25 protein-coding genes and 1 riboswitch are annotated in these 25,442 nt (G+C 69.9%); of the genes, 11 read left to right on the plus strand and 14 right to left on the minus strand.

What is annotated here, in order from left to right; all coding sequences use genetic code 11:
• Positions 1-4 precede the first annotated feature (4 nt).
• Positions 5-796 carry a MerR family transcriptional regulator gene (locus IU450_RS01560; RefSeq protein WP_195148622.1) on the minus strand — a complete coding sequence of 264 codons (792 nt, stop codon included), beginning with the start codon at positions 794-796 and terminating at the stop codon, positions 5-7.
• 83 nt (positions 797-879) lie between these two features.
• Here IU450_RS01560 and IU450_RS01565 point away from each other — a divergent pair, with 83 nt between their 5' ends.
• On the plus strand, positions 880-1,350 hold the full coding sequence (locus IU450_RS01565; RefSeq protein WP_195147982.1) for a DUF6194 family protein: 471 nt from the start codon (positions 880-882) through the stop codon (positions 1,348-1,350).
• A gap of 76 nt (positions 1,351-1,426) precedes the next feature.
• Here the strand turns inward: IU450_RS01565 and IU450_RS01570 are convergent, their stop codons facing one another.
• The gene (locus IU450_RS01570; protein ID WP_195147983.1) at positions 1,427-1,567 is read right to left on the minus strand and encodes a hypothetical protein; all 141 of its coding nucleotides are present in this window, start codon (positions 1,565-1,567) and stop codon (positions 1,427-1,429) included.
• Between the two features lie 198 nt (positions 1,568-1,765).
• Here IU450_RS01570 and IU450_RS01575 point away from each other — a divergent pair, with 198 nt between their 5' ends.
• Complete coding sequence (locus IU450_RS01575) at positions 1,766-2,752, plus strand: aldo/keto reductase (RefSeq protein ID WP_195147984.1); 987 nt, start codon at positions 1,766-1,768, stop codon at positions 2,750-2,752.
• Positions 2,753-2,779: 27 nt separating this feature from the next.
• Here IU450_RS01575 and IU450_RS01580 read toward each other — a convergent pair whose 3' ends face one another.
• Genes IU450_RS01580 through thiO form a run of 3 tightly spaced genes read right to left on the minus strand, consistent with a single transcriptional unit; the run spans position 2,780 to position 4,855 of the window.
• Positions 2,780-3,565 (minus strand): thiazole synthase, encoded by a 786-nt coding sequence (locus tag IU450_RS01580; RefSeq protein ID WP_195147985.1) that lies wholly within the window; start codon positions 3,563-3,565, stop codon positions 2,780-2,782.
• Positions 3,558-3,776, minus strand: coding sequence for a sulfur carrier protein ThiS (gene thiS / locus IU450_RS01585; RefSeq protein WP_195147986.1), 219 nt, complete (start codon positions 3,774-3,776; stop codon positions 3,558-3,560). Before thiS ends, IU450_RS01580 begins: the two co-directional genes overlap by 8 nt.
• A complete protein-coding gene (gene thiO / locus IU450_RS01590; RefSeq protein ID WP_195147987.1) occupies positions 3,773-4,855 on the minus strand; it encodes a glycine oxidase ThiO in 1,083 nt (360 codons plus the stop codon). The genes thiS and thiO overlap by 4 nt, the downstream gene beginning before the upstream one ends.
• 57 nt (positions 4,856-4,912) lie before the next feature.
• On the opposite strand from thiO, the gene thiE reads away from it, so the two are divergent.
• A complete protein-coding gene (gene thiE, locus IU450_RS01595; RefSeq protein WP_195147988.1) occupies positions 4,913-5,611 on the plus strand; it encodes a thiamine phosphate synthase in 699 nt (232 codons plus the stop codon).
• 24 nt (positions 5,612-5,635) lie between these two features.
• Here thiE and IU450_RS01600 read toward each other — a convergent pair whose 3' ends face one another.
• Positions 5,636-6,328: an NUDIX hydrolase gene (locus IU450_RS01600; RefSeq protein WP_195147989.1), complete on the minus strand. Its 693-nt coding sequence runs from the start codon at positions 6,326-6,328 to the stop codon at positions 5,636-5,638.
• Positions 6,329-6,513: 185 nt separating this feature from the next.
• On the opposite strand from IU450_RS01600, the gene IU450_RS01605 reads away from it, so the two are divergent.
• The 3 genes from IU450_RS01605 to IU450_RS01615 are packed head-to-tail and all read left to right on the plus strand — an operon-like array spanning position 6,514 to position 11,724.
• Complete coding sequence (locus tag IU450_RS01605) at positions 6,514-7,896, plus strand: hypothetical protein (RefSeq protein WP_195147990.1); 1,383 nt, start codon at positions 6,514-6,516, stop codon at positions 7,894-7,896.
• Positions 7,893-8,879 carry a glutamate ABC transporter substrate-binding protein gene (locus tag IU450_RS01610; protein WP_195147991.1) on the plus strand — a complete coding sequence of 329 codons (987 nt, stop codon included), beginning with the start codon at positions 7,893-7,895 and terminating at the stop codon, positions 8,877-8,879. The genes IU450_RS01605 and IU450_RS01610 overlap by 4 nt, the downstream gene beginning before the upstream one ends.
• Positions 8,880-8,886: 7 nt before the next feature.
• Positions 8,887-11,724: a serine/threonine-protein kinase gene (locus IU450_RS01615; protein ID WP_228833897.1), complete on the plus strand. Its 2,838-nt coding sequence runs from the start codon at positions 8,887-8,889 to the stop codon at positions 11,722-11,724.
• Here the strand turns inward: IU450_RS01615 and IU450_RS01620 are convergent.
• Together IU450_RS01620 and pta are read right to left on the minus strand one after the other, a co-directional pair.
• Positions 11,721-12,932, minus strand: coding sequence for an acetate kinase (locus IU450_RS01620; protein WP_195147992.1), 1,212 nt, complete (start codon positions 12,930-12,932; stop codon positions 11,721-11,723). The genes IU450_RS01615 and IU450_RS01620 overlap by 4 nt on opposite strands.
• 61 nt (positions 12,933-12,993) lie before the next feature.
• On the minus strand, positions 12,994-15,066 hold the full coding sequence (gene pta, locus IU450_RS01625; RefSeq protein ID WP_195147993.1) for a phosphate acetyltransferase: 2,073 nt from the start codon (positions 15,064-15,066) through the stop codon (positions 12,994-12,996).
• Positions 15,067-15,237: 171 nt separating this feature from the next.
• On the opposite strand from pta, the gene IU450_RS01630 reads away from it, so the two are divergent.
• Complete coding sequence (locus IU450_RS01630; protein ID WP_195147994.1) at positions 15,238-15,744, plus strand: nitroreductase/quinone reductase family protein; 507 nt, start codon at positions 15,238-15,240, stop codon at positions 15,742-15,744.
• 66 nt (positions 15,745-15,810) lie between these two features.
• On the opposite strand, the gene fgd is transcribed toward IU450_RS01630, so the two are convergent.
• On the minus strand, positions 15,811-16,821 hold the full coding sequence (gene fgd / locus IU450_RS01635; RefSeq protein WP_195147995.1) for a glucose-6-phosphate dehydrogenase (coenzyme-F420): 1,011 nt from the start codon (positions 16,819-16,821) through the stop codon (positions 15,811-15,813).
• Between the two features lie 298 nt (positions 16,822-17,119).
• Here fgd and IU450_RS01640 point away from each other — a divergent pair, with 298 nt between their 5' ends.
• Complete coding sequence (locus IU450_RS01640) at positions 17,120-17,878, plus strand: HAD-IIA family hydrolase (RefSeq protein WP_195097703.1); 759 nt, start codon at positions 17,120-17,122, stop codon at positions 17,876-17,878.
• On the opposite strand, the gene IU450_RS01645 is transcribed toward IU450_RS01640, so the two are convergent.
• The gene (locus tag IU450_RS01645; protein ID WP_195147996.1) at positions 17,868-18,326 is read right to left on the minus strand and encodes a MarR family winged helix-turn-helix transcriptional regulator; all 459 of its coding nucleotides are present in this window, start codon (positions 18,324-18,326) and stop codon (positions 17,868-17,870) included. The genes IU450_RS01640 and IU450_RS01645 overlap by 11 nt on opposite strands.
• Positions 18,327-18,386: 60 nt before the next feature.
• Positions 18,387-19,016, minus strand: a complete 630-nt coding sequence (locus IU450_RS01650) for a type 1 glutamine amidotransferase family protein (protein ID WP_195147997.1) — start codon at positions 19,014-19,016, stop codon at positions 18,387-18,389.
• Positions 19,017-19,122: 106 nt separating this feature from the next.
• On the opposite strand from IU450_RS01650, the gene IU450_RS01655 reads away from it, so the two are divergent.
• Positions 19,123-19,575, plus strand: coding sequence for an RpiB/LacA/LacB family sugar-phosphate isomerase (locus IU450_RS01655; protein ID WP_195147998.1), 453 nt, complete (start codon positions 19,123-19,125; stop codon positions 19,573-19,575).
• A 141-nt stretch (positions 19,576-19,716) separates the two neighbouring features.
• On the plus strand, positions 19,717-21,246 hold the full coding sequence (locus tag IU450_RS01660; protein ID WP_195147999.1) for a serine/threonine-protein kinase: 1,530 nt from the start codon (positions 19,717-19,719) through the stop codon (positions 21,244-21,246).
• A 23-nt stretch (positions 21,247-21,269) separates the two neighbouring features.
• Here IU450_RS01660 and IU450_RS01665 read toward each other — a convergent pair whose 3' ends face one another.
• From IU450_RS01665 to IU450_RS01675, 3 genes are all read right to left on the minus strand, one after another.
• A complete protein-coding gene (locus IU450_RS01665; protein ID WP_195148000.1) occupies positions 21,270-22,484 on the minus strand; it encodes an O-succinylhomoserine sulfhydrylase in 1,215 nt (404 codons plus the stop codon).
• Positions 22,481-22,897, minus strand: coding sequence for a rhodanese-like domain-containing protein (locus tag IU450_RS01670; RefSeq protein WP_174189312.1), 417 nt, complete (start codon positions 22,895-22,897; stop codon positions 22,481-22,483). Before IU450_RS01670 ends, IU450_RS01665 begins: the two co-directional genes overlap by 4 nt.
• A gap of 14 nt (positions 22,898-22,911) precedes the next feature.
• Positions 22,912-23,028: riboswitch (SAM riboswitch) on the minus strand.
• 63 nt (positions 23,029-23,091) lie between these two features.
• Positions 23,092-23,541 carry a hypothetical protein gene (locus IU450_RS01675; RefSeq protein WP_195148001.1) on the minus strand — a complete coding sequence of 150 codons (450 nt, stop codon included), beginning with the start codon at positions 23,539-23,541 and terminating at the stop codon, positions 23,092-23,094.
• Between the two features lie 377 nt (positions 23,542-23,918).
• Here IU450_RS01675 and IU450_RS01680 point away from each other — a divergent pair, with 377 nt between their 5' ends.
• Complete coding sequence (locus tag IU450_RS01680) at positions 23,919-25,382, plus strand: FAD-dependent oxidoreductase (RefSeq protein ID WP_228833898.1); 1,464 nt, start codon at positions 23,919-23,921, stop codon at positions 25,380-25,382.
• Positions 25,383-25,442: the final 60 nt, after the last annotated feature.

Consider the following 25,442-nt stretch of genomic DNA (forward strand, 5'->3'; position numbering starts at 1 on the left):
GTAATTAGTGGCGAGTCGGATCATCCTCGAGGATGAGGGCGGCCCCCGAGTCCGCCTCCGGCGCTCCAGGGGCATCCCCCATCCGGTCAGGACTCGCCGCCGGATCCGCCACGAGAGCGAGCACGGCGCCGAGCGCCGCCGCCGCGTCGAGGAGGGCACGCGAGCGGGCCGTGATGTTCGCGTCGCGGGCTGCCAGCGCGGCGGTCACGTCCTGGGACCGCTCGCCGCGCGGCAGGCCGGGCAGCAGTCTGCGCAGCATGTCGACGCGGTATCCGGCGCTGCGGAGCTGGTGGACGATCCGGGCGTCCCGGACCTGAGCGGGCGAGTACCGCCTCGTTCCCTGGGCGGAGACACGATCCGGGACGACGAGCCCCTCGGCGTCCCAGTGCCGCAAGGTCGAAGGGCGCACGCCCAGCGCGGCGGCGAGTTCGGACACGTTCATCGCATCCGACGGGCGCACGTCGGCGAGCGGCTCGGCGGAGATCGCCGCCGCCGCCCGCCGGGCGAGTTCCAGATCGGTGCGCTCCCGGTCCAGCCGGGCGTGTGCCGCGTCGAGCAGGGCGAGCACCTGGGCGAACGGTCCTTCGTGGACGGCACGAACGATTCGCTTGGCTTCGACCGGGCCGACACCCGCTGCCAGCGCTCGGTAGGCGAGCGCGGAACGCAAGTGCGGCTCGCCGTATCTGCGATAGCCCGTGGCGGTGCGTATCGCCATAGGCAGAACGCCATCGCGCTCTAGGTTGCGTATCTGCTGCACGGAGTACCCGGCACGCCGCGCCACATCGACCGTGCGCATTGTCGAGTTGCGAGTTTCCACCTGATTTCCCTGTACATCTCGCTCGAAGTCTCCACAAGCACCTTAATGAAACGCTGGAGCACATGACCATCGACGAGATCATCGGATTCGTCTCCGCCCTCGACGGAGTCCTAACCCTCACCCCCGGCCCCGGCGACGGCTCACCGGAGATCAGCTGGGGCGATAAGTTCTTCTACTACTCACCCGACGGCGTCGTACCGACGACGACCCAACCCTTCGCGACGATCGTCACGAAGAACTACCCGGGCGACGAGGAATCCCACCTGGACCGCCCGGACACCTTCCGCGTCAACATCAATGCAGGCAAAGAAGCCTTCATCCAGTGGACCGGCCACACCCCGCGCGAACCATCCCCCCACCACGATCCGAGCGCGACAGATACGGTCATCCCCCACCCGGTCTACAAATCCGCCGGTTGGCTCGCAATCGTAAACCCGGGCCCGCGGACCACCACCCCCACCCGCGAACTCCTCCGCACCGCATACGAACTGGCGCGCTCCCGCCACAACCGACGTACCCCCACCCACCCCTGACATCCGAGACCGCGAGTGGCACATGATTGCGGCGAAGTGCGAGAAGACCTCTCCACCATGTGCCACTCGCGGGGCATTACGCGGCTGGGCGCGGGTTGTCGATTTCGTCGGGTACCGGAGTGAAGTAGCCGAGCGCAGCGCCGATGCCTGCTGCCTGGCCCGCGCGCCGCAGGCGGTACTGGTCACCCGCGTAGCTGATGTCCGCGCCGGTCGGCACGGCGGAGTTGGTCGGCTCCAGGCGACGGCCCCTCGTCGGCGACGACGGGCACCAGCGCGATCTTCTGCTCTTCGCCGCGCTTCGGTGCGGTCCCTTCCCGCCGTGCACATCGGTGACGGCATTCGCGCGGTTGACATGGAGTGCGCTCCAGGACCTAGCGTCGGGGCCGACCGAATCCGAAATGCAGGAGGTAGCAGCATGATCGATATTTCCACTCGGCAGCTGGGCGAACTGACGGTCTCCGCGCAGGGGCTCGGGTGCATGGGGATGAGTCACGCCTACGGCGCCGCGGACGACGCGCAGTCGATCGCGACGCTGCACCACGCCCTCGACCTGGGGGTGACCTTGCTGGACACCGCCGACTTCTACGGTGCCGGGCACAACGAGGAGTTGATCGGGCGGGCCATCGCGGGCCGTCGTGACGAGGTGGTCCTGGCCACGAAGTTCGGCTTCGCCAACCGCCTCGGTGAGGCCACCCGGATCCGCGGCGACGCCGCTTACGTGCGGCAGGCTTGCGAGGCATCGCTGGATCGGCTCGGTGTCGACCACATCGACCTCTACTACCTGCACCGGGTGGACCCGGAGGTGCCGATCGAGGAGACCGTCGGCGCGATGGCCGAGCTGGTCCAGGCCGGGAAGGTCCGCTACCTCGGGCTGTCGGAGGCCGGCGCGCAGACCATCCGGCGGGCGCACGCGGTGCATCCGATCGCCGCGTTGCAGAGCGAGTGGTCGCTGTGGACCCGGGATCTGGAGGCGGAGATCGCCCCGGTCTGCCGGGAACTCGGCATCGGCCTGGTCCCGTTCTCTCCGCTCGGGCGCGGATTCCTGACCGGCCGCTACAGCTCGGTCGAGGGGCTGGCGGAAACCGACGTGCGGCGCAGCCAGCCGCGTTTCGCCGAGGGCAATCTCGAACGGAACCTGGCGATCGTCGCGAAGCTGAACGAGCTGGCCGCGGCGAAGGGAGTCACCGCGGGTCAACTGGCGTTGGCGTGGGTGCAGCACCGGGGCGAGGACGTGGTGCCGATCCCCGGCACCCGGAGGCAGCGGTATCTGGAGGAGAACCTCGCGGCGTCGACCCTCGAGCTGTCCCCCGACGACCTCGCCGCCATCGAGGCCGCCGCCCCGCCCGAGCAGGTCGCGGGCACCCGCTACGACGCGACGAGCCTCACCTTCGTCAACGGCTGAGCTTGCCGTGTGACGCGGTTCGGCCCGTCACAGCGCCGGTGACGACGCCTGCGCCCAGAACCGTTTCGGGATGCGCCCGGCCAACCGGGCGGCGTATCCGGCGCGAACCGCGTCCGCCATGGCGGCGGCCATCAATTCGGGACGGTGCGCCCTGGTCACGGCGGTGGCCAGCAGCACAGCCGAGCAGCCCAGTTCCATGGCGAGCGCGGCGTCGCTCGCGGTGCCGATGCCCGCGTCCAGGATGACCGGGACCTTCGCGTCCGCGACGATCATCTCGATGTTGTGCGGATTGCCGATGCCGAGGCCGGTGCCGATGGGCGCGCCCAGCGGCATCACCGCCACGCAGCCCGCGTCCTCCAGGCGGCGGGCCAGGACCGGGTCGTCATTGGTGTAGGGCAGCACGACGAACCCGTCGTCGACGAGTTGTTCGGCGGCGGTGAGCAATTCGATCGGGTCCGGCAGCAGGGTGCGCTCGTCGGCGACCACCTCGAGCTTCACCCAGTCGGTGTCCAGCGCCTCGCGCGCCAGCTGCGCGGTGAGCACCGCCTCGGCCGCGGTGCGGCAACCCGCCGTGTTCGGCAGGGGCGCGATGTCCAGCCGCTTCAGCAGGTCGAGCACGCCGGTGCCGCCCGCGGCGTCGATGCGCCGCATGGCCACGGTGGTCAGCTCGGTGCCGGAGGCGATCAGCGCCTCCTCCAGCACCGCGAGGTTCTCCGCGCCGCCGGTGCCCATGATCAGGCGGGAACCGAACTCACGGTCGGCGATCCGCAGCGGGGCGTCGGCCCGCCCGAATGCCGTCGCTGCCTCAGCCACCTTGGACCGCCGTCAGCACCTCGATCTGCCAGCCGCGCCCGACCGGTTCGTCCCAGCGCGACTTGGGAAACACGGCGCCGTCCACCGCGAGCGCGACACCCCGGCACGGCAGGCCGAGGCGGTCCAGCAACTCGCGCACGGTGAGCGGCTCGGCGAACTCGTGCTCGTCGCCGTTCACCGTGACACCGATGGGAACGGATGACAGCGTCATCGGCTTCCTCCTACAGTCGTCGAAAAGCGTTGCGGGTCGGCTACTTCCGCTTCGGGCAGCGTTGCCCCGCCGAGCAGGCTCGCCACCGCGTCCACCGTGAGCGGCAGTGTCAACATGCCGTTGCGGCCGTGTCCGGTGGCCGCGACGATCCGGTCGGTGAGCCGGCCGATCAGCGGCAGGTTGTCCGGACTGCCCGGGCGGGAACCTGCACTCGCCTCGGCGAGTTCGTATTCGCCGATGCCTGGGAACACCGCCTCCGCGTCGGCGATCAGGTCGCGAACGCCCGCGACGGTCACCGCGGTGTCGAAACCCGCTTCGTATTGCGTGGCGCCGACGACGATCCCGTCCGCGCGCGGCACCAGATACACCGGCCGTCCGTGCACCCGTGCCCGGATCACCCTGCGCGGCGCGGGTGCGACCCCGGGCCGCTGTCGCAGGCGCAAAATCTCACCCTTGACCGGGCGGACCGGCAGCTCGGGCCACAACGCCGCCGAAGCGGCCCCGGCGGCGAGCACGACCTGGTCGTGCGGAAGTTCCGTCAGCGAGTCTACGGATTCGGCGCGCACCGTGACGCCCGCCGCCACGGCCGCCTGCCGCAGCGCGCCGACGAGCTTGCGATTGTCGACCGCGGGTTCGGTGGGTGCGAGCAGCCCCGCGCGCACCGTCCTGGCCAGGCTCGGTTCCCGCTCCCGAACTCCGGCGCGGTCCAGAACACGCAGCTCGTGCCCGTGTTCGCCGACCCAGTCGGCCACGGTGCGCAGGTCGGCGGCATCGGCCGCGTCCAGCGCGACGGTCATGGTCTCGTCGGCCACGAAGACCGGCACCGCGGTCGCGGCCTCCAGCCGGGCGGCGAACTCGGGCCAGCGGGCCAGCGAGGCGGCGCCGAACGCGAGCACCCGCTCCTCGCCGGGCCAGCCCTCCGACAGCGGTGCGAGCATGCCCCCGGCCACCCAGGAAGCGCCGGCCGCGCCGGTCGCGACGGCCGGATCGAACAGGGTGACCGACCAACCGGCCTCGGCGGCCCGCCAGGCCACGGCGAGCCCGACGGCGCCGCCACCGACGACGGCCAGAGTCCGCATCCGATCCACCTGCCTCCTGTTTCGCATCCCCACGGTAGCGCGGCTACCGTCGAAGGCGTGCAACCCTCCCACCCGAATCGACCCGCCTCGCCGCGGGAGCGTCTGGCGAACGCGCGGCTGTATCTCTGCACCGACGCACGCCGGGAGAAGGGCGATCTGGCCAAGTTCGCCGAGGCGGCGTTCGCTGGCGGAGTCGACATCATCCAGCTGAGAGACAAAGGCTCGCCGGGCGAGGCGAAATTCGGCCCGCTGGAGGCCAAGGCCGAACTCGGCGCGCTCGCCGAACTGAAGGCCGCCGCGCGCAGGCACGGCGGGCTGGTCGCGGTGAACGACCGCGCGGACATCGCGCTCGCCTCGGGCGCCGACGTGCTCCATCTCGGGCAGGGCGACCTCCCGCCCTGGTACGCGCGCCGGATCCTGGGGCCCGACGTGGTGATCGGACGATCCACACACAATCGCGCGCAGGCCGGGCTCGCCGCGATCGATGAGCACATCGATTACTTCTGCACCGGCCCCATCTGGGCCACGCCCACCAAACCCGGCAGGCAGGCGGCGGGCCCCGAACTGGTCCGCTCGACCGCGGAGGCCCATCCCACCCGGCCGTGGTTCGCCATCGGCGGGATCAACGCCGACAACCTCGCGCAACTGCTGGAAGCCGGGGCGAAGCGGGTCGTCGTGGTGCGCGCGATCACCGAGGCGCGCGATCCGGAGGCCGCGGCGCGCGAGCTGAAAACGGCGCTGCTGGCGAACGCGTGAACGCCTCGCTCAGGAAAACAGCGGTCAGGAAAGCACCTGCCCGCGGGTGAACGAAAGCGCGGTCTCCACCGCCGTGGTTCCGTTCGACGCGGGCTCCGCGACCTGCGTGCCCGGCTCGTCGACGATCCTGGCGTAATCGCCCGGCCCGGCCGGATCCGAATGCAGCCAAACGAAACCGAGGTCGGCGAGGTCGAGCGTGCGCGGCAGCGCGGCGGCCACCGCGCGGTCGTCACCGATCTCGGCGAGCAGCACCCGCGCGGGCGCGGCGCGCAGCGTCGGCCAGGACGCGGCGAAGCCGGGATGCAGCGGACGGGCCTCGACCTCCTCCTCGGGAATCCAGGCCAATTCGGTGCTCTCGCGATTGCCGGTGGTCGGGAGGGTCATGACCGCGTCGGCGACGACGGTCGTGTAGGTCCAGCCGCTCAGGGCCGACGCCGTCACCCGCTCGCCGCGGACCCGGACGTCGGCGGGCTCGATGCCCGCCTCCTCCCACGCCTCGCGGACCGCCGCGTGCACCGGCGTCTCGTGACTGTCGCGCGCCCCGCCGGGCAACGCCCAGGTACCGCCCTGATGACTCCAGGGAGCGCGGTGTTGCAGCAGCACCGCCGAGCCGCCACCGGCGAGCGGAGCGCGCAGGAGAAGTCCGGCGGCGCCGAAGCGACCCCAGTGCCGCAATCCGTCCGGGCCACGCGACCAACCGTCACCGTCACCACGCATCTCGTACCTATCCTCGTCCAGCTACGGCAGTGCCCCACCCCTGTTTCCTCCCAACCGGGGGTGTTTCACACGCCGCGGCGCCCGTACGACCACAATAAACTCCGCACCAACACGCACGGGTCGATCGGATTCTCGGTCCAGCCGTCGAGAAATCCGCGCAGGCGGCCCAAACTGGGGAGGTGGACATGGCTAGCTCCGAGCCGACGACGGCCGAAATCCGGCCGTCGTCCGCGCCCGAGCCCGCCGGTCGGGACATTCCGGGCGGGCTGAGCGTCGCGGTGGTGCGCGAACGTCTCGACCTGGCCAACCTGCGTTCGTTCGCCAATTCCTCACCGGGGCGGCTGATCGCGCTCGGCCTGCTGCTCATCGGCCTGTGCCTGGCCGCGGGTTCGGTCACCGCCGCGACGGTGGGTGACCGGCAGCAGGGCCTGGACGTGCTGCTCTACGACACCGAGCCGGACGCGCACTCGGCACATCGGCTCTACACCTCGCTGTCGATCGCCGACGCCGCCGCCAGCACCGCCTTCATCGCGGGCGGGCTGGAACCGCAGGCGGTGCGCGACCGCTACACCCAAGCCATGGGCGAGGCGGCCGCGGAGTTGGTGACCCAATCCGACCGCGCCGTCGGGCCGAACGCGGGGATGGATCCGGATGCCCGGCTGCGCACCGGCATAGTTACCGGCCTTCCGGTGTACTCGGGTCTGGTGGAAACCGCACGAACGAACAATCGCAGCGGATATCCGGTCGGGGCCGCGTATTTGAGTGAGGCGTCCAACCAGATGCAGACGACGCTGCTACCGATGGCCGAGGAATTACACAATCATCGCTCGGCGGCGGTCACCGACGCGCAGCGCAACCACGTGCGCCCACCGTGGTCCGCGATCGGCCTGCTCATCCTCACCCTCGGCGTGCTGGTCTGGGTGCAGCGGGATCTGGCGCACCGCTGGCGGCGAGTGCTCAATCCGGGCCTGCTGCTCGCGTCGGCGGCCATGCTGATCCTGCTGGCGTGGACGGTGATCGCGGGCTCGGTGTCGGCGACGTCGATGATCAGCGCCCGCGACGACGGCGCGGTGCCCTCCTCACGGCTGACCGAGAGCCGGATCCTGGCGCAGCAGGCGCGCGCCGCGGAGACGTTGAAACTGGTGCGCCGGGACGCCACCGGCGACTACGACCGCACCTACGACGCGGACATCGAGCGGCTGGCCGATCTGCTCGGCAACTATCCCGATTCCGCGCCGGCGGCGGGCGAGGTACGCAACGCCGTTCCGGCGCTGGCTCGCTGGCGGGTGGCGCATCAGCGCATGAACGACGCGCTGGCCAAGGGCGATTTCAACAGCGCGGCCGTGGTGGCGACCGGTCCCGGCGCCGCCGACGCCACCGTGCAGGTGGAGGCGCTGGACCGTTCGCTCGAGCAAGGTATCACCGCGACCAGGGACACGCTGCGCGACGAGATCTCCCAGGCGGCGCGCGTACTGGACTTCCTCGGCGCCGGAGCGATGGTGCTCGGCATCCTGGCCGCATGCTATGTGGGACTGGGCATGTGGCCCCGGCTTCGGGAGTACCGATGAGATCCGCGCGTGGCATTCTGGTGGCCGTCCTGGTGGCGACGGCGCTGGCGAGCGGCTGTACGAGCGATTCCAGCGCGCCTGCGCCGACCAAGTCGCCCGTCTACACCGATCCGCCGCTGCCCGCCAAAGCCGTTCCGGTGTTCACCGATTCGCCCGTCCCGCTGCCGCCGCCGGGCACACCGCGATGCGGAGACCCGACCGCCAGCCTGCGTCCCAGCGGAGCGGGGGCCGCCGCGCGGGGCCCGACGATCGATGCGATCCGGGCGCGCGGCCGGCTGCTCGTCGGCCTGGACACCGGCAGCAACCTGTTCAGCTACCGCGACCCGGTCTCCGGCGCCATCGTCGGCTTCGACGCCGACATCGCCAGGGAGGTGGCCCGCGACCTGCTCGGCAGCCCGGATCTGATCGAGTTCCGCAGCCTCGGCTCCGCCGAACGTGAGGCGGCGTTGCAGAACCGCACCGTCGACCTGGTCGCCAAGACCATGACGATCAATTGCGAGCGCCGCGAGAAGGTCGCCTTCTCCACCGTCTATCTGCACGCGAACCAGCGAGTGCTCGCGGTGAAGAACTCCGGTATCCGCAGTCTGGCCGATCTCGCCGGTCGACGGGTGTGCATCGTTTCCGGCACCACGTCGCTGGAGCACATTCGCCGCGACCAGCCCGCCGCGACCATCCTCACCGTGCCGAGCTGGGCCGACTGCCTGGTCGTCCTGCAGCAGCGCCAGGTGGACGCGGTCAGCACCGACGACGCCGTTCTCGCCGGCCTGGCCGCGCAGGACCCGTACACCGAATTGGTCGGCGGCAGCATCAGCGAGGAGCCGTACGGCATCGGCATCCCCAAGGGCAACGACGATCTCGTCCGTTTCGTCAACGGCACGCTGGAACGCATCCGCAATGACGGCACGTGGGTCGGTCTATACCAGCGATACCTTCCCTCGCTCGGCCCCGTTCCCGCCCCGCCCGCCCCCACCTATCAGGACTGACGGGCGAATGAGCACACGGCCCGCCCCCGAGCCCGACCCGGACGAGACCGCCACGGGACGGCCCGGTACGGCCGACGTGTTCGAGGGCGGACTCCTCGGGTCGGCCGGCCATCGCCCGGGTGGCGCCATCCCGAAAGGACCGCGCGGAGACTACGAGCCGACCGTGAGCGCGGACGACAGCCCCACCGGGCCGCCCGGCCGGAGCGAACCGAACCCGGTACCCGCGGAGGACCGGGACGCCACCCGCATGCAGGTCGGCCGCACGGAATCGTCATTCGGCACGGTCGTGTGGAACCGGGACGCCGACACGACTGGTGGGGACCAGGAACCGCGAAGGTCGGCCGACCGAGATTCCCCGAGAGCGACATCGTCCGGAGACGACGAGGCAAGCGAACCCGGCACACCGGGTAACGCCGAATCGAGCGCTCGAGCAGCGGAAGAAGACCCGGACGCGACCCGCATGCAGGTGAGGCGTACGGACACCGCCGCGGGCGCGGTCCCGGGAGCCCTCGACCCGCCCGGACGTCAGGAAACACCGCCGCCCGACGCGAACCGGGATGCCGCGGAACCGACCCGCTCCACCGGCGACGACGGTCCCGGCACGGTGGCGGCAGACGCACCGGGGACGACGTCGTACACCGAGGACGAAGAGCAGGACGGGACTCGACGAGCGACGTCCGAACCCACGTCCGCCCCATTGCGCACCTCCGGCCGCAGTGTGCGCACCGCGCGGACCCGGCCCGCGGTGCGGCGGCTCGGTGCGGGACTGGTTCCGATCCCGACCGTGACGCCGGCGGACCCTCGCGACGCCGTCCTCACCGACGCGGTGGTCTCCGAGGGCAGGCGATTCTGCTGGCGCTGCGGCAAACCGGTCGGCCGGGCGACGGCGACCAGGCCCGCGACCACGGCGGGCACCTGCGCGACCTGCGACGTGCCGTTCGACTTCCGCCCCACGCTGCACCCCGGCGAGATGGTGGCGGGACAGTACGAGATCCAAGGCTGCATCGCCCACGGCGGACTCGGTTGGATCTACTTGGCGATCGACCGCAACGTCAGCGACCGCTGGGTCGTGCTGAAAGGCCTGCTGCACAGCGGGGACGCCGAAGCGCAGGCGGTCGCCATGGCCGAGCGCCAGTTCCTCGCCGAGGTGGCGCATCCCAGCATCGTCAAGATCTACAACTTCGTCGAGCACACCGGCGCGGACGGCACACCGGTCGGCTACATCGTCATGGAGTACGTGGGCGGCCGGTCGCTGCGCGACATCCTCGACGCCTACGAACGCCCGAAGCGCATGCCGGTCCCCGAGGCGATCGCCTACCTGCTGGAGATCCTGCCCGCGCTGGACTACCTGCACTCGACCGGGCTGACCTACAACGACCTCAAGCCGGACAACATCATGGTCACCGAGGACCAGGTCAAACTCATCGACCTCGGCGCCGTCGCCACCATCGAGGCGTACGGAAACCTGTACGGCACCAGGGGCTTCCAAGCCCCGGAAGTCGCGCGTACCGGCCCGACCGTCGCCTCGGACATCTATACGGTGGGGCGCACGCTGGCCGTGCTCACGCTGAACATGCCTTCGGAGCACGGGCGCTATCTCGACGGTCTGCCCGACCCGGCCGACGAACCGGTGCTGGCGCGCTACGAGTCCTTCCACCGTCTGCTGCTCTGCGCCACCGATCCGGATCCCCAGCGCCGCTTCCCCTCCGCCCGCGCGATGTCGGCCCAGCTGTCGGGCGTGCTGCGCAAGATCCTCGCGCTGGAGACCGAGACCGAGCACCCGCAGCTGTCCACCGTATTCACTCCGCCCCGGGCGAGCTTCGGCACCGAGGAGCTGATCAGTCAGACCGACGCCTACGCCGACGGCCGGCCGCGCAGCAGCTTGCTCGACGCACTCGATGTGGTGGCGGCATTGCCGATCCCGCTGCTCGATCCGGCCGAGCCGTCCGCGCCCCTGCTCTCGGCCGCGGTGCATCCCGAGCCCGAGCACGCGCTGGAGGCACTGCGCAACGCCCGCGATCGAGCCGACACCGATCCCGCCAACGCCCCGGAAACGCTCGATCTGGAACTCACTCTCGCCGAGGCGCGCGTGCGGCTCGATCTGCGCGAGTCGGCCACGGTCCTGGATCTGCTCGCCCGGCTACCCCAACGGGAGTGGCGGGTGAGCTGGTATCGCGGTATGGCCCAATTGCTCGACCGGGAGTACGAGCGCGCGTTCACCAATTTCGATGAAGTCTTCCGGGTGCTCCCCGGCGAGCTCGCCCCCCAGCTCGCACTCGCCGCCACCGCCGAACTCGTTCTGCAGCACTGGGATTCGGCGGACCCCGAACAGTGGCGCGCCTACGCGGAAAAGGCGTACGAGACCGTCTGGCGCACCGACCGCACCGTGGTGAGCGCCGCCTTCGGGCTGGCCAGGCAACTGGCCACGGACGGCCGGGTGAACCAGGCCGTCCAGGCGCTGGACGCAGTGCCCGCCGCGTCGCGGCATTTCACCACCGCGCGGATGACCGCCGTACTGCTCATGCTCACCGCCGCGCCGGTGGCCGAACTCGACGAGGCCACCCTGCACATCTCGGCATCGCGGGTGCGCAGCCTGCCCGCGGGCGAGAGTCGCGCGGTCCAGATGCGGGTGCTGGTGCTCGGCGCCGCCTTGGCGTGGCTGCAGGCGGGCAACGTGCCGAAGCGCCCCGATGCCACGCTGTTCGGCGCGCCGTTCACCGAACGCGAACTGAGGGCGCGCACCGAGAAGAATCTGCGCACCCTGGCTCGCGGGGCGCCCGACCGCAAGCATCGATACGCCCTCGTCGACCTGGCCAATTCGATTCGCGCGAAGACCTGGATCTAGTCGAGCCGGTCGACCACCCGCCGCGCGGCACGGGCGATGGCCAGTTCCTCGTTCGTGGGCACCACGAGCACCGCGACCGGTGCGTCCGGCGGGGAGATCCGCCGTGCGGCACGGTTTTCCGCCGTGTTCGCCGCCGGGTCGACCTCGATGCCGAAGCGGGCCAGGCCCGCCAGGGCGTCGGCGCGAACCCGCGGGCTGTTCTCCCCGACCCCGGCGGTGAAGGTGATCGCGTCGACGCCACCGAGTTCGATCAGGTACGCCCCGAGATAGCGCCGCAGCCGATGGACGTACACGTCGTAGGCCAGCCGGGCGGCTTCGTCCCCGCTCTCGATGAGGCGCCGCAGTTCGCGGAAATCGTTCACGCCGGACAGGCCCTTGATGCCGGAATCCCGGTTGAGCAGCGCGTCGATCTGATCGATGTCCAGGTGCGCGGACCGCGCGAGATGCGCGACGATGCCGGGATCGAGATCACCCGGCCTGGTGCCCATCACCAGACCTTCCAAAGGGGTGAGGCCCATGCTGGTGTCCACCGGATGCCCGCCGCGGATGGCCGAAGCCGACGCGCCGTTGCCCAGATGGAAGACGATCTGGTTCAGCTCACCCGGGTCGCGCCCGAGCAGTTCGGCCACCCGGCCGGACACGTACTCGTGCGAGGTCCCGTGGAATCCGTACTTCCGGATGCCGTGCGCGGCGGCCACTTTGGCATCAATGGCGTAGGTCTTGGCAGCGGCAGGCAGCCCATGGAAGAAGGCCGTGTCGAACACGGCGACCTGCGGCACGTCCGGCAACAGCGCACGCGCGCTCTCGATTCCGGCGAGGTTGGCCGGGTTGTGCAGCGGCGCCAGCGCGGACAGGTCCGATATCGCGGCGGACACGCCGTCATCGATCAGGGTGGGCCGGTAGAACACCTCGCCGCCGTGCACCACGCGGTGCCCGACCGCCCGCACACCCTCCCGCTGCAGATCGTGGCCCGTCGCGGCGAACATCTCGAAGACCAGCCGCAACCCGGCGGTGTGGTCGGCGATCGGCTCGCGGCGCTCGGTGGTCTCGCCGTCGGCGCGATGCTGGATCACGCTGTCGTCCTCGCCGATGCGCTCCACGATCCCGGAGGCCGCCACCACACCCGAATCCGGATCCAGGAGCTGGTATTTGATGGACGAAGAGCCGGAATTGATCACCAGCACCATGCCCTCGGCCGTCTCGCTCATCACGCCTCCTGTATCCCGCGCGGCGACCGCACCCGGCGGGGCCGCCACACTCGCGCCCGCATCAGCCCTCCTGCGCCTGGATGGCGGTGATCGCCACGGTGTTGACGATGTCGGCCACCAGTGCGCCGCGGGACAGATCGTTGACCGGCTTGCGCAAGCCTTGCAGCACCGGTCCGATCGCGATAGCGCCCGCGCTGCGCTGCACCGCCTTATAGGTGTTGTTGCCGGTATTGAGATCGGGAAACACGAATACGGTCGCGCGCCCGGCGACCTCGGAATCGGGCAGCTTGGTATCGGCGACGGTCGGTTCGATCGCGGCGTCGTATTGGATCGGCCCCTCCACCGGAAGCTCCGGCGTGCGCTCCCGCACCAGCTTGGTCGCGACGCGCACCTTGTCCACGTCCGCGCCGCTGCCCGATTCACCGGTCGAATACGACAGCATCGCGACCCGGGGTTCGATGCCGAAGCGTTCGGCGGTCGCCGCGGAGGAGACCGCGATGTCGGCCAGCTGCTGTGCCGTCGGGTCCGGCACGACCGCGCAATCGCCGTACGCGAGCACCCGGTCGGCCAGGCACATGAGGAACACGCTGGAGACGGTGGCGACACCCGGCACCGTTTTGATGATCTCCAACGACGGCCGGATGGTGTGCGCCGTGGTGTGCGCCGCGCCGGAGACCATGCCGTCGGCGATCCCCTTGTACACCATCATGGTGCCGAAATACGAGATGTCGGCCACGGTTTCGCGGGCCCGCTCCACCGTCATGCCCTTGTGTTTGCGCAGTTCGGCGTACTCGGCGGCGAACTCGTCCAGGTAGCCGGAGCTGCGCGGGTCGAGCACCTCGGCGGCGGAGATGTCCACCCCGAGCTCGGCGGCGCGGGCGCGCACGGTCGTCTCGTCGCCGAGGATGACCAGATCGGCGATCTTGCGCTGGAGCACCCGTCCGGCCGCGCGCAGGATGCGGTCGTCGTCGCCTTCGGGCAGCACGATGCGCTTGCGATCGGCTCGCGCGCGCTCGATCAGCTGGTATTCGAACATCTGGGGCGTGATCACCGAGCTGGGTGGAACGTCGATGCGCCGCAACAGCTCCACCGCGTCGACGCGTTCCTCCATCAAGGCCAGCGCCGTGTCGACCTTGCGCGGGTTGCCCGCGGACATCCGGCCACGGGTGCGGTAGGCCGCGCCCGCGGTGTCGTAGGTACCGAGATCGGTGGTGAGAATCGGCAGCTTCGGCTTGAGACCGGTCATCAGCCGCGCCACCGCGGGATGCGGCAGCAGGCCACCGTTCATGATGATGCCCGACAGCGACGGAAAGCCTTCCGCCTCATGCGCGTTCACGACGCTGAGCAGCACATCGGACCGATCGCCCGGCGCGATCACCACGACGCCCTCGACCAGCCGTTCCAGGATGTGCTCGGCCGTCATGCCGCCGACCATGATCTTCAGCGCCTCGCGGTGCAGCAATTCCGGGTCGCCGCTGTACATCTCGCCGCCGATGGCGGTACACAGCTCGGCCATGGTGGGCGCGATCAGCAGGGGGACCTCGGGCAGCGTCCAGGACGGGACGTCCAGCGCGCCCAGCACCGCGGCCACCTCGTCCAAGCGCTGCGGCTCACAGCGGTTGGCGATGATCGCGACCAGCTGCGCGTGCTCGTGGGCCAGCTCGGAGGCGCACAGTTCGGCCAGTTGCCGCACCTCGTCCGGGGTGCGGTCCGCGCCGCGGACCACCAGCAGCACCGGAGCGCCCAGATTGACCGCGATCCGCGCGTTGAAACGCAGCTCGCTGGGGCTGGCCACGTCGGTGTAGTCGCTGCCGACGACGACCACCGCGTCGCACAGCTTGGCGACCTCGTGGAAGCGCAGAACGATCTCGCTGATCGCCGCGTCCGGGTCGGCGTGCACTTGCTCGTAGGTGGTGCCGATCGCCTGCGCGTAGTCGATGTCGGCCGTACTGTGCTCGAGCAGCAACTCGAGGATGTAGTCGGGCTCGGTGGTCGAGCGCGTGATCGGGCGGAACACTCCGACCCGCGCGGTCGTCGCGCACAGCATCTGCAGTACCCCGAGGGCCACCGTCGACTTACCGGTGTCGCCTTCGGGCGAGGCGATGTACACGGCGGATGGAGCGTTGTCGGCCATGTCCGAGAGCTTAGTGAACCAGGGGCAACCGAGCGGCGCGTGCGAGCCTCGTCACCGGCCGTGCGGCAGAGCGTCGCCCGGCCGCAACGCAGAGCGCGGTCTCGGCCCTCCTCGCCGCGGACAGCGGCTGAAGCCGCCGTGGCCCGTCTCCCGCGCCGCTATAGTCCGGGCATGGCTGAGCATTTTCCGGATCGGCAGTGGGGTTCGCGCACCAACCTATTCGCCCGCACGGCAAGTAGATTTGCGGCTACCAAGGCCGGGTCCCGGCTCGTCCGCGCCATCACCCCGCTGGACCGGGCGGTCCTGGAACGCACCGACGCCAAGTACACCCTGCTCGGCCCGATCGGCGCGCCGGTCATCCTGCTCACCACCATCGGCCGCAAGTCCGGGCAACCGCGCACCCAACCCTTGCTGTACGTGCACGACGGCGACACGCTCTACGTGATCGGCAGCAATTTCGGCCAAGCCCACCACCCGGCCTGGACCGCCAATCTGTTGGCGAACCCGACCGCGACGGTGGCCATCGCGGGTGAACGCATCCGAGTAACCGCCACTCCCGTCGAAGACCCCGACAAGGACGCCATCTTCGAGCGCTTCGTCGACATCACCGGCGCCTACGCCGCCTACCGCACCCGCACCACCCGCGACCTCCGCATCTTCGCCCTCCAGCGGGCGTGACCCACGAGTGGCACACCACTGCGGCATCGGTCGAGCAGACCTCTGCGTGTGTGCCAGTCGTGGACGTCAGGACAGGGCGCGCAGGCGGGGGGCCAGGTCGCGTTGGAAGAGGTCGAGGAAGCGGCGCTGGTCGTGGCCGGGGGCGTGGAAGACCAGGTGGTTGAGGCCGGCGTCGAGGTAGGGCTTGATCTGGGCGACGGCTTCGTCGGGGTCGTTGGCGACGATCCAGCGCTTGGCGATCTGCTCGATCGGCAGCGCGTCGGCGGCGGTCTCCATCTCGATCGGATCGGTGATGCTGTGCTTCTGCTCCGCGGTGAGCGAGAGCGGGGCCCAGAACCGGGTGTTCTCCCTGGCCAGTTCCGGATCGGTGTCGTAGGAGAGCTTGATCTCGATCATCCGGTCGATGCCGTCGACGCTGCGACCTGCCTTCGCCGCGCCCTCGGCGACGGCGGGCAGCAGCTTCTCGGTGTAGAGGTCCATGCCCTTGCCCGAGGTGCAGATGAACCCGTCGCCCGCACGGCCGGCGTACCGCGCGACCAGCGGACCGCCCGCGGCGACGTAGATCGGGATGCCGCCCTTGGGCACGTCGTAGATGGAGGCGCCGACGGTCTTGTAGTACTGGCCGTCGAAGTCGACGCGGTCGCCGGTCCACAGCGCGCGCATCAGGTCGACGGCCTCCCGCAGGCGCGCGAACCGCTCCTTGAATTCGGGCCATTCGCCGGTGTATCCGGTGGCGATCTCGTTGAGCGCCTCACCGGTGCCGACCCCGAGCATGACGCGGTCCGGGTACAGGCAGCCCATGGTGGCGAAGGCCTGGGCGATCACCGCCGGGTTGTAGCGGAACGTCGGGGTGAGCACCGAGGTGCCGAGCTGAATGCGCTTCGTGCGCTCGCCGACCGCGGCCAGCCAGGCCAGCGAGAAGGGCGCGTGCCCGCCTTTGTGCCGCCACGGCTGGAAGTGGTCGCTCACGGTGGCGCTGTCCAGGCCGTGTTCCTCGGCCAGCACCGCGATCTCGACGAGTTCACGGGGACCGAACTGCTCCGCCGATGCCTTGTATCCGAGCTTGAGTTCGCTCATCTGCCACGCTCCTCGCGTTTCGTTTCGCCGCCATCGCGATCCGTCCTCGACAGTAGCCAACCCTGCCGCCCTCCGCGCCGACGGCCTGGCGCGGATGATCTTCGTAGCGGCGCGGTCACGGGGCTCGCTGGACCGGCCACAGCAGGAGAACACCACCCCCGGCGGAAATGTTTCGCCGGCGCAGCAATGCGAGCGGCCACCTGCACATACCGGTCGTTCCGGTTTCGGTCACGCAGTGATAGCGGATAATGGCCGCGTGACCGCAGACGACGAGCCGATCCTGTCCTACTTGACCGATATGGACGGCGTGCTGGTGCACGAGGACCACCTCATCCCGGGCGCCGACAAGTTCCTCGCCGAACTGCGCGCCAATGAGACGCCGTTCCTCGTGCTGACCAACAATTCGATCCGCACCCCGCGCGATCTGCAGGCGCGGCTGCGCCACACCGGGCTCGACATCCCGGAAGAAGCGATCTGGACCTCCGCGCTGGCCACCGCCACCTTCCTGAACGATCAGCGTCCCAACGGAACCGCTTACGTGGTGGGCGAATCCGGGCTCACCACCGCACTGCACGAAATCGGCTACGTGCTGACCGACAGCGACCCGGACTACGTCGTCCTCGGCGAGACCCGCACGTACTCCTTCGAGGCGATCACCACCGCGATCCGGCTGGTCGAGCGCGGCGCCCGTTTCATCGCGACCAACCCGGACCCGACCGGGCCGTCCCGGGACGGCTCACTGCCCGCGACCGGCTCGGTGGCCGCGCTGATCACCCGCGCCACCGGTCGTGACCCGTACTACGTCGGCAAGCCGAACCCGCTGATGATGCGCTCGGCGCTGCGCCGTATCGGCGCCCACTCCCAGTCGACGGTGATGATCGGCGACCGGATGGACACCGACGTGATCTCCGGCCTGGAAGCGGGCATGCGCACCATCCTGGTCACTTCGGGCATCTCCACCCGCGCGTCCTTCGAGGCCTACCCCTACCGCCCGACCATGGTCGTCGACTCCGTCGCCGACCTGATCGGTAAGACGAAGTCCCCGTTCACGGACTGAGCGGGGCGTCCGCGGTGATCGCCTCCATCGCCGCGGACAGCTTGGTGAGCACCTCGACCGTGAGCGCGAGCTGCTCGAGGCCGAGTTCGTCCACGAGCCGTTCGGACATCACCTTGTGCTGCGGGTCGATGCGGCGGACCGCGGCCAGGCCCGCGTCGGTGACTGCGACGAGTTTCGCTCGGCGATGGGCTGGGTTGGGACGGTATTCGGCAAGCCCCTTGTCCACCAGCAGATCCGCGATGCGCTGCACGCTCTGACGGGTGATGCCCATCTCGCGGGCGATCCCGGCGACCGGCAACGGCGTCCGCAACACCGCGCCGAGCACCTGCCACCAAGCGGCGGTCAGACCCGCCGGTCGCGCCAGTTCCTCGGCCACCGCGAGGAACTGGCCGTTCAAACGGAACGACGTGATCGCCGCCGTGGCGAACAGCTCCTGTTCGCCGGTCATACCGCACCTCCCGAGATTCGCGTCGGTGACCCGGCCGAGCGGATCACCGACGATTCTCGCTCACGCATGCTGCGCGTCGTATTCCGCGAGCACCGCCCATCCGGCCGGGTCGGCGTGCGCGAACAACCGGTACCAGCCGTCCAGTACATGCGGCTCGTACACGCCGAGCAGGCCGAGCACCTCGCGCGCGAATTCGAACGGCGCGCTCGCGCTGGCGGTGATCACGTCGCCGTCGGTGACGGCAGGCGCCTCGACGTAGTGGTCGGCGCCCGAATACCCGCTGTAGAGCAGGAATTCCGCGACATTGCTAGTGTGCTTGCGGGTATCGAGCAACCCGGCTTTGGCCAGCCCGAACGTCGCGCCGCAGATCGCGGCGACCGGGACACCGGCGGCCACGAATTCGCGCGCCTTGTGGGTGAACGGATCCAGTTCCGCACCCTCCCAGGTCTCCGCCCCCGGCAGGATCAGCATCGCGCTGTCGGCGGGCGTGAGATCGGCGAGCACGACGTCCGGCACGATGCGCATCCCACCCATCGTGGTGATCGGCTCCGCGCTCGGGCCCACCGTCTTCACCTGCCACGTTCCCGGCTCCCGATGCCAGCTCGGCTTGTTGATGTGCGCGGTGGCCGCACCCACCTCCCAGTCGGCGAGGGTGTCGTAAACGGCCATGTGCACTGTCTTCGTGGTCATGACAGTATGCTGTCATATTTGACAGGATGCTGTCAATAGCTCGATGGCGATGCCAGGCCGACCACGAAGCGGGACGACACGGCGAAGCGGCAACTACGCTGGGGGCATGCGGATCTCGGTGGCGGCGGACGAGCGGGTCGGGGTGGCCGAGGAACTCATCGGCGAGCTGGGCAAGCGCGGTCACGAGATCGTGCTGCACGGCGCGCTGTCCGCCGAGGAGCGGGACGACTGGGCATGGGCCAGCGAAGCGGCGGCCCGTGACGTAGCCCGAGGTCACACCGACCAGGCGATCGTCTGCTGCTGGACCGGCACCGGCGCCTCGATCGCGGCCAACAAGGTCCCCGGCGTGCGCGCCGCGCTCTGTGCGGACGCCTCGACCGCGGCGGGCGCCCGCACCTGGAACGACGCCAACGTCCTGGCCCTGAGCCTGCGTTCGACCTCCAGCGCCGAACTCCGCGAAATCCTCGACGCCTGGTTCACCACCGAACCGAGCGCCAGTCCCGGCGACCGGGCCAATATCGCCCATCTCGCCGACATCGAACGCGCCACCAACGCCTGACCGAGCTGCCGGACCGAGCCGCCAAACGAAGCCGCCAGACGAAGCCGCCGGACCGAGCCGCCGGACGCTCCGCGTCCACAGCGTGTGCAGCGCGACCGGCCCGCCTGCGCTGGCGACGAAACCCGGCGATACGGTCGAGGCATGGTCGTGCAGAGCCCCGGCGGCACGTTCGGGAACTATTCTCTCGAACGCTTGCTGGGTCGCGGCGGCATGGGCGAGGTGTGGTTGGCACACGACCACGCCGGGCGCGCCGTCGCACTCAAGGTGCTGTCCGCGGCGTACACCGCCGATTCGCTCTATCGACAGCGCTTCGAGCGCGAGGCGCGATTGGGCGCCCGGGTACGCAACCCGCACATCGTGCCTCTCCACGCCTTCGGCGAGGTCGATGGCCACCTGTTCTTGGAGATGGCTTATATCGAGGGCGTCGACCTCGGCACACGCCTGAAATCGGGCGCGCTGCCACCGGATCGGGCCGTCGACGTCATCGTCCAGGCCGCCGAGGCGCTGGACGCCGCGCACGCGGCCGGACTCGTGCACCGCGATGTGAAGCCGGGCAACATCCTCCTGCACACCAGCGGTTTCGTGTATCTGATCGACTTCGGTATCGCCCGTGCCGCCGACAGCACCGCGCTCACCGCTACCGGGCTGGTGGTCGGCACGCTGGGGTACATGGCGCCGGAGCGATTCACCGGCACGGTCGACGCCCGGTCCGATATCTATTCGCTGGCCTGCGTGCTCTACGAAACCCTCACCGGGAAACCGCCCTACGGCGAAGGCGATCCGGCTCAGCAGATGCACGCGCACCTGACGAGCGAACCGCCGCGTGCCGCGCGGGTTGCCCGCGACGTCCCGGCCGCACTCGACGCCGTCATAGCCCGGGGGATGGCCAAGGAGCCGGACGCGCGCTACAGCAGCGCGGGGAATTTCGCCGCGGCGGCCTCGGCTGCCCTGGCCCGGTCCGCACCATTGCTACCGCCCCCGCCTGTCACGCGTCCCGCGGCACCGGCCGGCCACCCGGCTACTCGGATGCTGACGGCCGCCACCCCGACGCCTCCGACGGCCGAGGTTCGTGCTGTCGCTCCGGCCGGGCGACGCGATCATCGATTGCGCCGATGGATACCCGTCGCCGCCGGAGCGGCGCTCGTCGCCGCGGTGGGGTTGTGGCTGCTCGGAAGCGGCATCGACTTCGGGTCCGCACCTGTTGCGGGTCCGACGCCCAGCGAAGCCGCCACGTCGACCGATGCTTCGCTGCCCTCGACCGGCGGGCAGGCCGCGAATCCGGGTCCTGCCGTGCGCGACGGAAACTTCGCTTTCACCGTGACCGGCGTGGCCTCCGACGCGACAACCGCGGCCGGTTCCCACACGATCGTGACACTGACTGTCACCAACGTGTCCGACCGCGAACAGACCCTTGTCGTAGCCGATCAACGGCTGGTCACCACCGGCGGCCGCTCCGTCCCACCCGACGCGGCGGTCACCGCCGAACTCAACCCGCCCGGCGACGACTCCGCGCGCCTGGCTCCCGGCCGCGCCAGTACGATCCGGCTGGCCTTCGACCTGCCCGGCAAGAACAAGAACGGCAAGAAGAACGACAAGAAAGACGACGTCGCGAGCCACTTGATCCTGCACGGCGCACCGTCGTCACCCGGCGTCACCGTGCGGATCGGCTGACCGATCGCGCGCCGGTTCCGCGGTCAGGAAAGGGCGTGGTCGAGGTCTTCGAGGAGGTCTTCGACGTCTTCGAGGCCCACCGAGATGCGCACGACGCCGTCGGTCAGGCCGATGGTGGCCCGGCCTTCGGGGCCCATGGCGCGGTGGGTGGTGGTGGCCGGGTGCGTGATCAGGCTCTTGGCGTCACCGAGGTTGTTGGAGATGTCGACGATGCGCAATCTGTTCAGGACTTCGAAAGCGCGCTTCTTCGCCTCGTTTTCGGGGGCGTTCAGCTCGAAGGTGACCACGGTGCCGCCCCCGCTCATCTGACCGGTGGCCAGCGCGTGCTGCGGATGCGATTCCAGGAACGGGTATCGCACCCAGCCGACAGCCGGGTTGTTCTCCAGGAAGCGGGCGATGCGCAGGGCGGACTCCGTGGAATGGCGCACCCGCAGCGGCATCGTCTCCAGACCCTTGAGCAGCGTCCACGCGTTGAACGGGCTCAGCGCCGGACCGGTATGGCGCATCAGCGTTTTCACCGGCCCGTCGATGTAGTCCTGCGCGCCCAGGATCGCGCCGCCCAGCACCCGGCCCTGCCCATCGATGTGCTTGGTGCCCGAGTAGACCACCACGTCGGCGCCGAGCTCGAAGCCACGTTGCAGCAGCGGAGTGGCGAACACGTTGTCCAGCACGACTTTCGCACCCGCCGCGTGTGCCAGTTCGGTCACCCGGCGCACGTCGACCAACGTCTGCATCGGATTGGCGGGCGTCTCGAAGAACACCGCCTGGGTCGGCACCGACAGTGCCTGTTCCCACTGGTCGAGATCATCGCCGTCGACGAAGACGGTCTCCACGCCCCACCGCGGGAGGATCTCGTTGCACACCACGAAGCACGAGCCGAACAGGCTGCGGGCGGCGACGAGCCGGTCGCCCGCGCTCAGCAGCGCGCCCAGCGCGGTGAACACCGCGGACATGCCACTCGCGGTCGCGAAGCACGCTTCGGCGCCGTCGAGCAGACGCATCCGCTCCTCGAACATGGCCACGGTGGGGTTGCCGTAGCGGGAGTAGACGAAGTGCTCGACCTCGCCGGTGAACGCGGCCTCGGCGGCCTCGGCGCTCTCGTAGACGAAGCCGGAGGTCAGGTACAGCGCCTCGGCGGTCTCCTCGAAACCGGAGCGCCGCAGCCCGCCGCGCACGCCGAGCGTCGCGGGGCCGACGCCTTCGGGCAGCGGCTTGTCGAACGCGCCGCCGGTGATCACGACTGCCGCCAGGGCAGTCCCAGGGCACGCCAGCCCGCGCCGCCGCGATGCCCGAATTCGTCGAGCGGGCCTTCGAAGCCCTCGAGCACGTTGTAGGAGGTGCGGTAACCGGCCGACGTGGCGGCGATCGCCGCGCCCACCGAACGCTGGCCGGAGCGGCAGAGGAAGACGACGGGAGCATCGGGGTCGTGACCGTCGAGCGCCTGCTTCAACTGCTCGACGAATGCCTCGTTGCGCCCACCCGTCGAGTCGACCCACTCGATCAGCACGGTCGGCCGTTCGATCGAGCTCGTGTCGGGGACGCCGACGAACCTCCATTCCGCTTCCGTCCGCACGTCCACCAGGACGGCTTCGGGATTGTCCCGCAACAGTTCCCATGCCTGCTGCGGAGTGATGTCACCGGCATAACTCATGTGCACCTCCTGCGAATCCGCACTTGCCGCGCCCGGGACCGGGGCGCCGCCAGGTCGTCACCCGGAGCACCCCACCGCGGAGGAGGGTTGCCGACCAGTAATGCCGGGGCTTGACACTGGTTCTCATGACCTTCGACTGAGATTGCACCGACCCGGGTCACCCTGTCAAACCCTGGCGCACACTGCGCGAACACTCAGGTGCAGACCAGCCACTTGCTGCCGGACCTGGTGAGATTCCAGGTCGAGGTCGCCTCCCGCCCGTCCACCTTTGTGGTCACGGTGGCCTTGCCCCGGTCGCCGTCCACCATGGGGTTGTCGATTTTCGTGATCTCGACCGGCTTTCCGGCGCCGTCCTGGCCCGCCAGCGGCGAGCGGCTCGCGTCGAAACCTTGGCACGCGGTGCCCGGGGGCGGTACGACGTCGCTGCGGTTGGATCCGTCGACGAAGTTGCGGACGGCCGCGGTGATGCGGTCGGCTTCTGTGACATTTTTCTCAGCGGGCGACAGCACACCGCCGAGCACGATCGCGATCAGCACGATCGCCGCGACCACCGCGGCCGCGATGAACGGGGCCGCGGAGCGCTTGTCGGTCTGATCGACCCGGATGATCTCGTCCTCGCCCGGGGTCGGCTGCTGTTCGGTCATGGCTCGATGATCCCTGGTCGGCGCGGGTATCGAGCGCTCGGCCCCCTGCTCGGGACCACGGCGATCACGACACGGTCCGGGCGGCCGCGATAGGCGGCGCGCAACCGGGTAAGCGACGGATGTGGCTTGCGATGGCATCCGCCGAGTTCACGCACCGCCGCGGGATGGGATCGACCATCCCGATAGAATCGCGGGACGGCGGCCTGCTGTCATAGCGAATCGGCAGCTCCACGCCGCGGCGAACGGAGCACCGTGCAGCCACGAGCCGGCAACGCCGGCGTCCGCACCGAACGGGTGCGACCGAGCCGGTGCGTCAACTTAGCCTAAGCTAAGCCAGACGTCATTAATTGTTTCGACCATAAGGGTGCGCGTAAGAGATGACCGAACAGAGTGCAGTACCGGATGGCGGTGTTCGCGAGCCCTCCGTGGTGACGCAGGCTTCCTCCGCCGGGCTCGACGCGCACACCGCGAAGACCCGCCCGCTCCGCATCGCGATCGTGGGCGCCGGACCGGCCGGGATCTACGCCGCGGACGCGTTGATGAAGTCCGACGCCGAGGTGAGCATCGACCTGTTCGAGCGCATGCCCGCGCCGTTCGGGTTGATCCGCTACGGCGTCGCGCCCGACCACCCGCGGATCAAGGGCATCATCACCGCCCTGCACAAGGTGCTGGACAAGCCGCAGGTGCGCCTGCTGGGCAACATCGACTATGGCACCGACATCACCCTCGACGACCTGCGGGCCTTCTACGACGCGGTGATCTTCTCCACCGGCGCCAACGCCGACCGCGCCCTGCCGATCCCCGGCATCGACCTGGACGGCTCCTTCGGCGCCGCCGACTTCGTCTCCTGGTACGACGGCCACCCCGACGTGCCCCGCACCTGGCCGTTGGACGCGGAGAAAGTCGCGGTCCTCGGCGTCGGCAACGTCGCGCTGGACGTCGCCCGCGTGCTGGCCAAGACCGGCGACGAACTGCTGCCCACGGAGATCCCGCCGAACGTCTACAAGGGCCTGAAGGCCAACAAGGCCGTCGAGGTGCACGTCTTCGGCCGCCGCGGCCCGGCGCAGGCCAAGTTCACCCCGCTGGAGCTGCGCGAACTCGACCACTCGCCCACCATCGAAGTCATCGTCGACCCCGAGGACATCGATTACGACGAAGGCTCCGAAGCCGCGCGCCGCCACTCCAAGCAGGTCGACATGGTCGCCAACACCCTCGAGCAGTGGGCCATCCGCGACGCAGGCGACCGGCCGCACAAGCTGTTCCTGCACTTCTTCGAATCGCCCGCCGAGGTGCTCGGCGAGAACGGCAAGGTGGTCGGCCTGCGCACCGAGCGCACCGAGCTCGACGGCACCGGCAACGTCAAGGGCACGGGCGTGTTCAAGGACTGGGACGTGCAGGCGGTCTACCGCGCCGTCGGCTACCTGTCGCAGAACCTGACCAACCTGCCGTTCGACGACCAGGCGGGCACCGTGCCGAACGAAGCGGGTCGCGTGATCGCCGACGAGAACGCCGACGGCGCGGCGCGGTACATGCCCGCCACCTACGTCACCGGTTGGATCAAGCGCGGCCCCGTCGGCCTGATCGGTCACACCAAGGGCGACGCCAACGAGACCATCGCCTGCCTGCTGGACGACGCTCCCGACTTCGCACCGGCCGAGCGGCCCGAACCCGAGGCCGTCACCGAGTTCCTGGAGAGCAAGGGCATTCCGTTCACCACCTGGGCCGGCTGGTACCGCCTCGACGCGCACGAGCGCTCCCTCGGCGAGCCCGAGGGCCGCGAGCGGGTCAAGGTCGTGGAGCGCGAGGACATGCTGCGCGCCAGCGAACCGCACAAGGTCTGATCACCCCGGCTGCGAACGACTCCGCTGCCACCGCGGCACCCCCGCTGTGGCAGCGGAAAA

Source organism: Nocardia abscessus (assembly GCF_015477775.1).
GTDB classification, from domain to species: domain Bacteria; phylum Actinomycetota; class Actinomycetes; order Mycobacteriales; family Mycobacteriaceae; genus Nocardia; species Nocardia abscessus_A.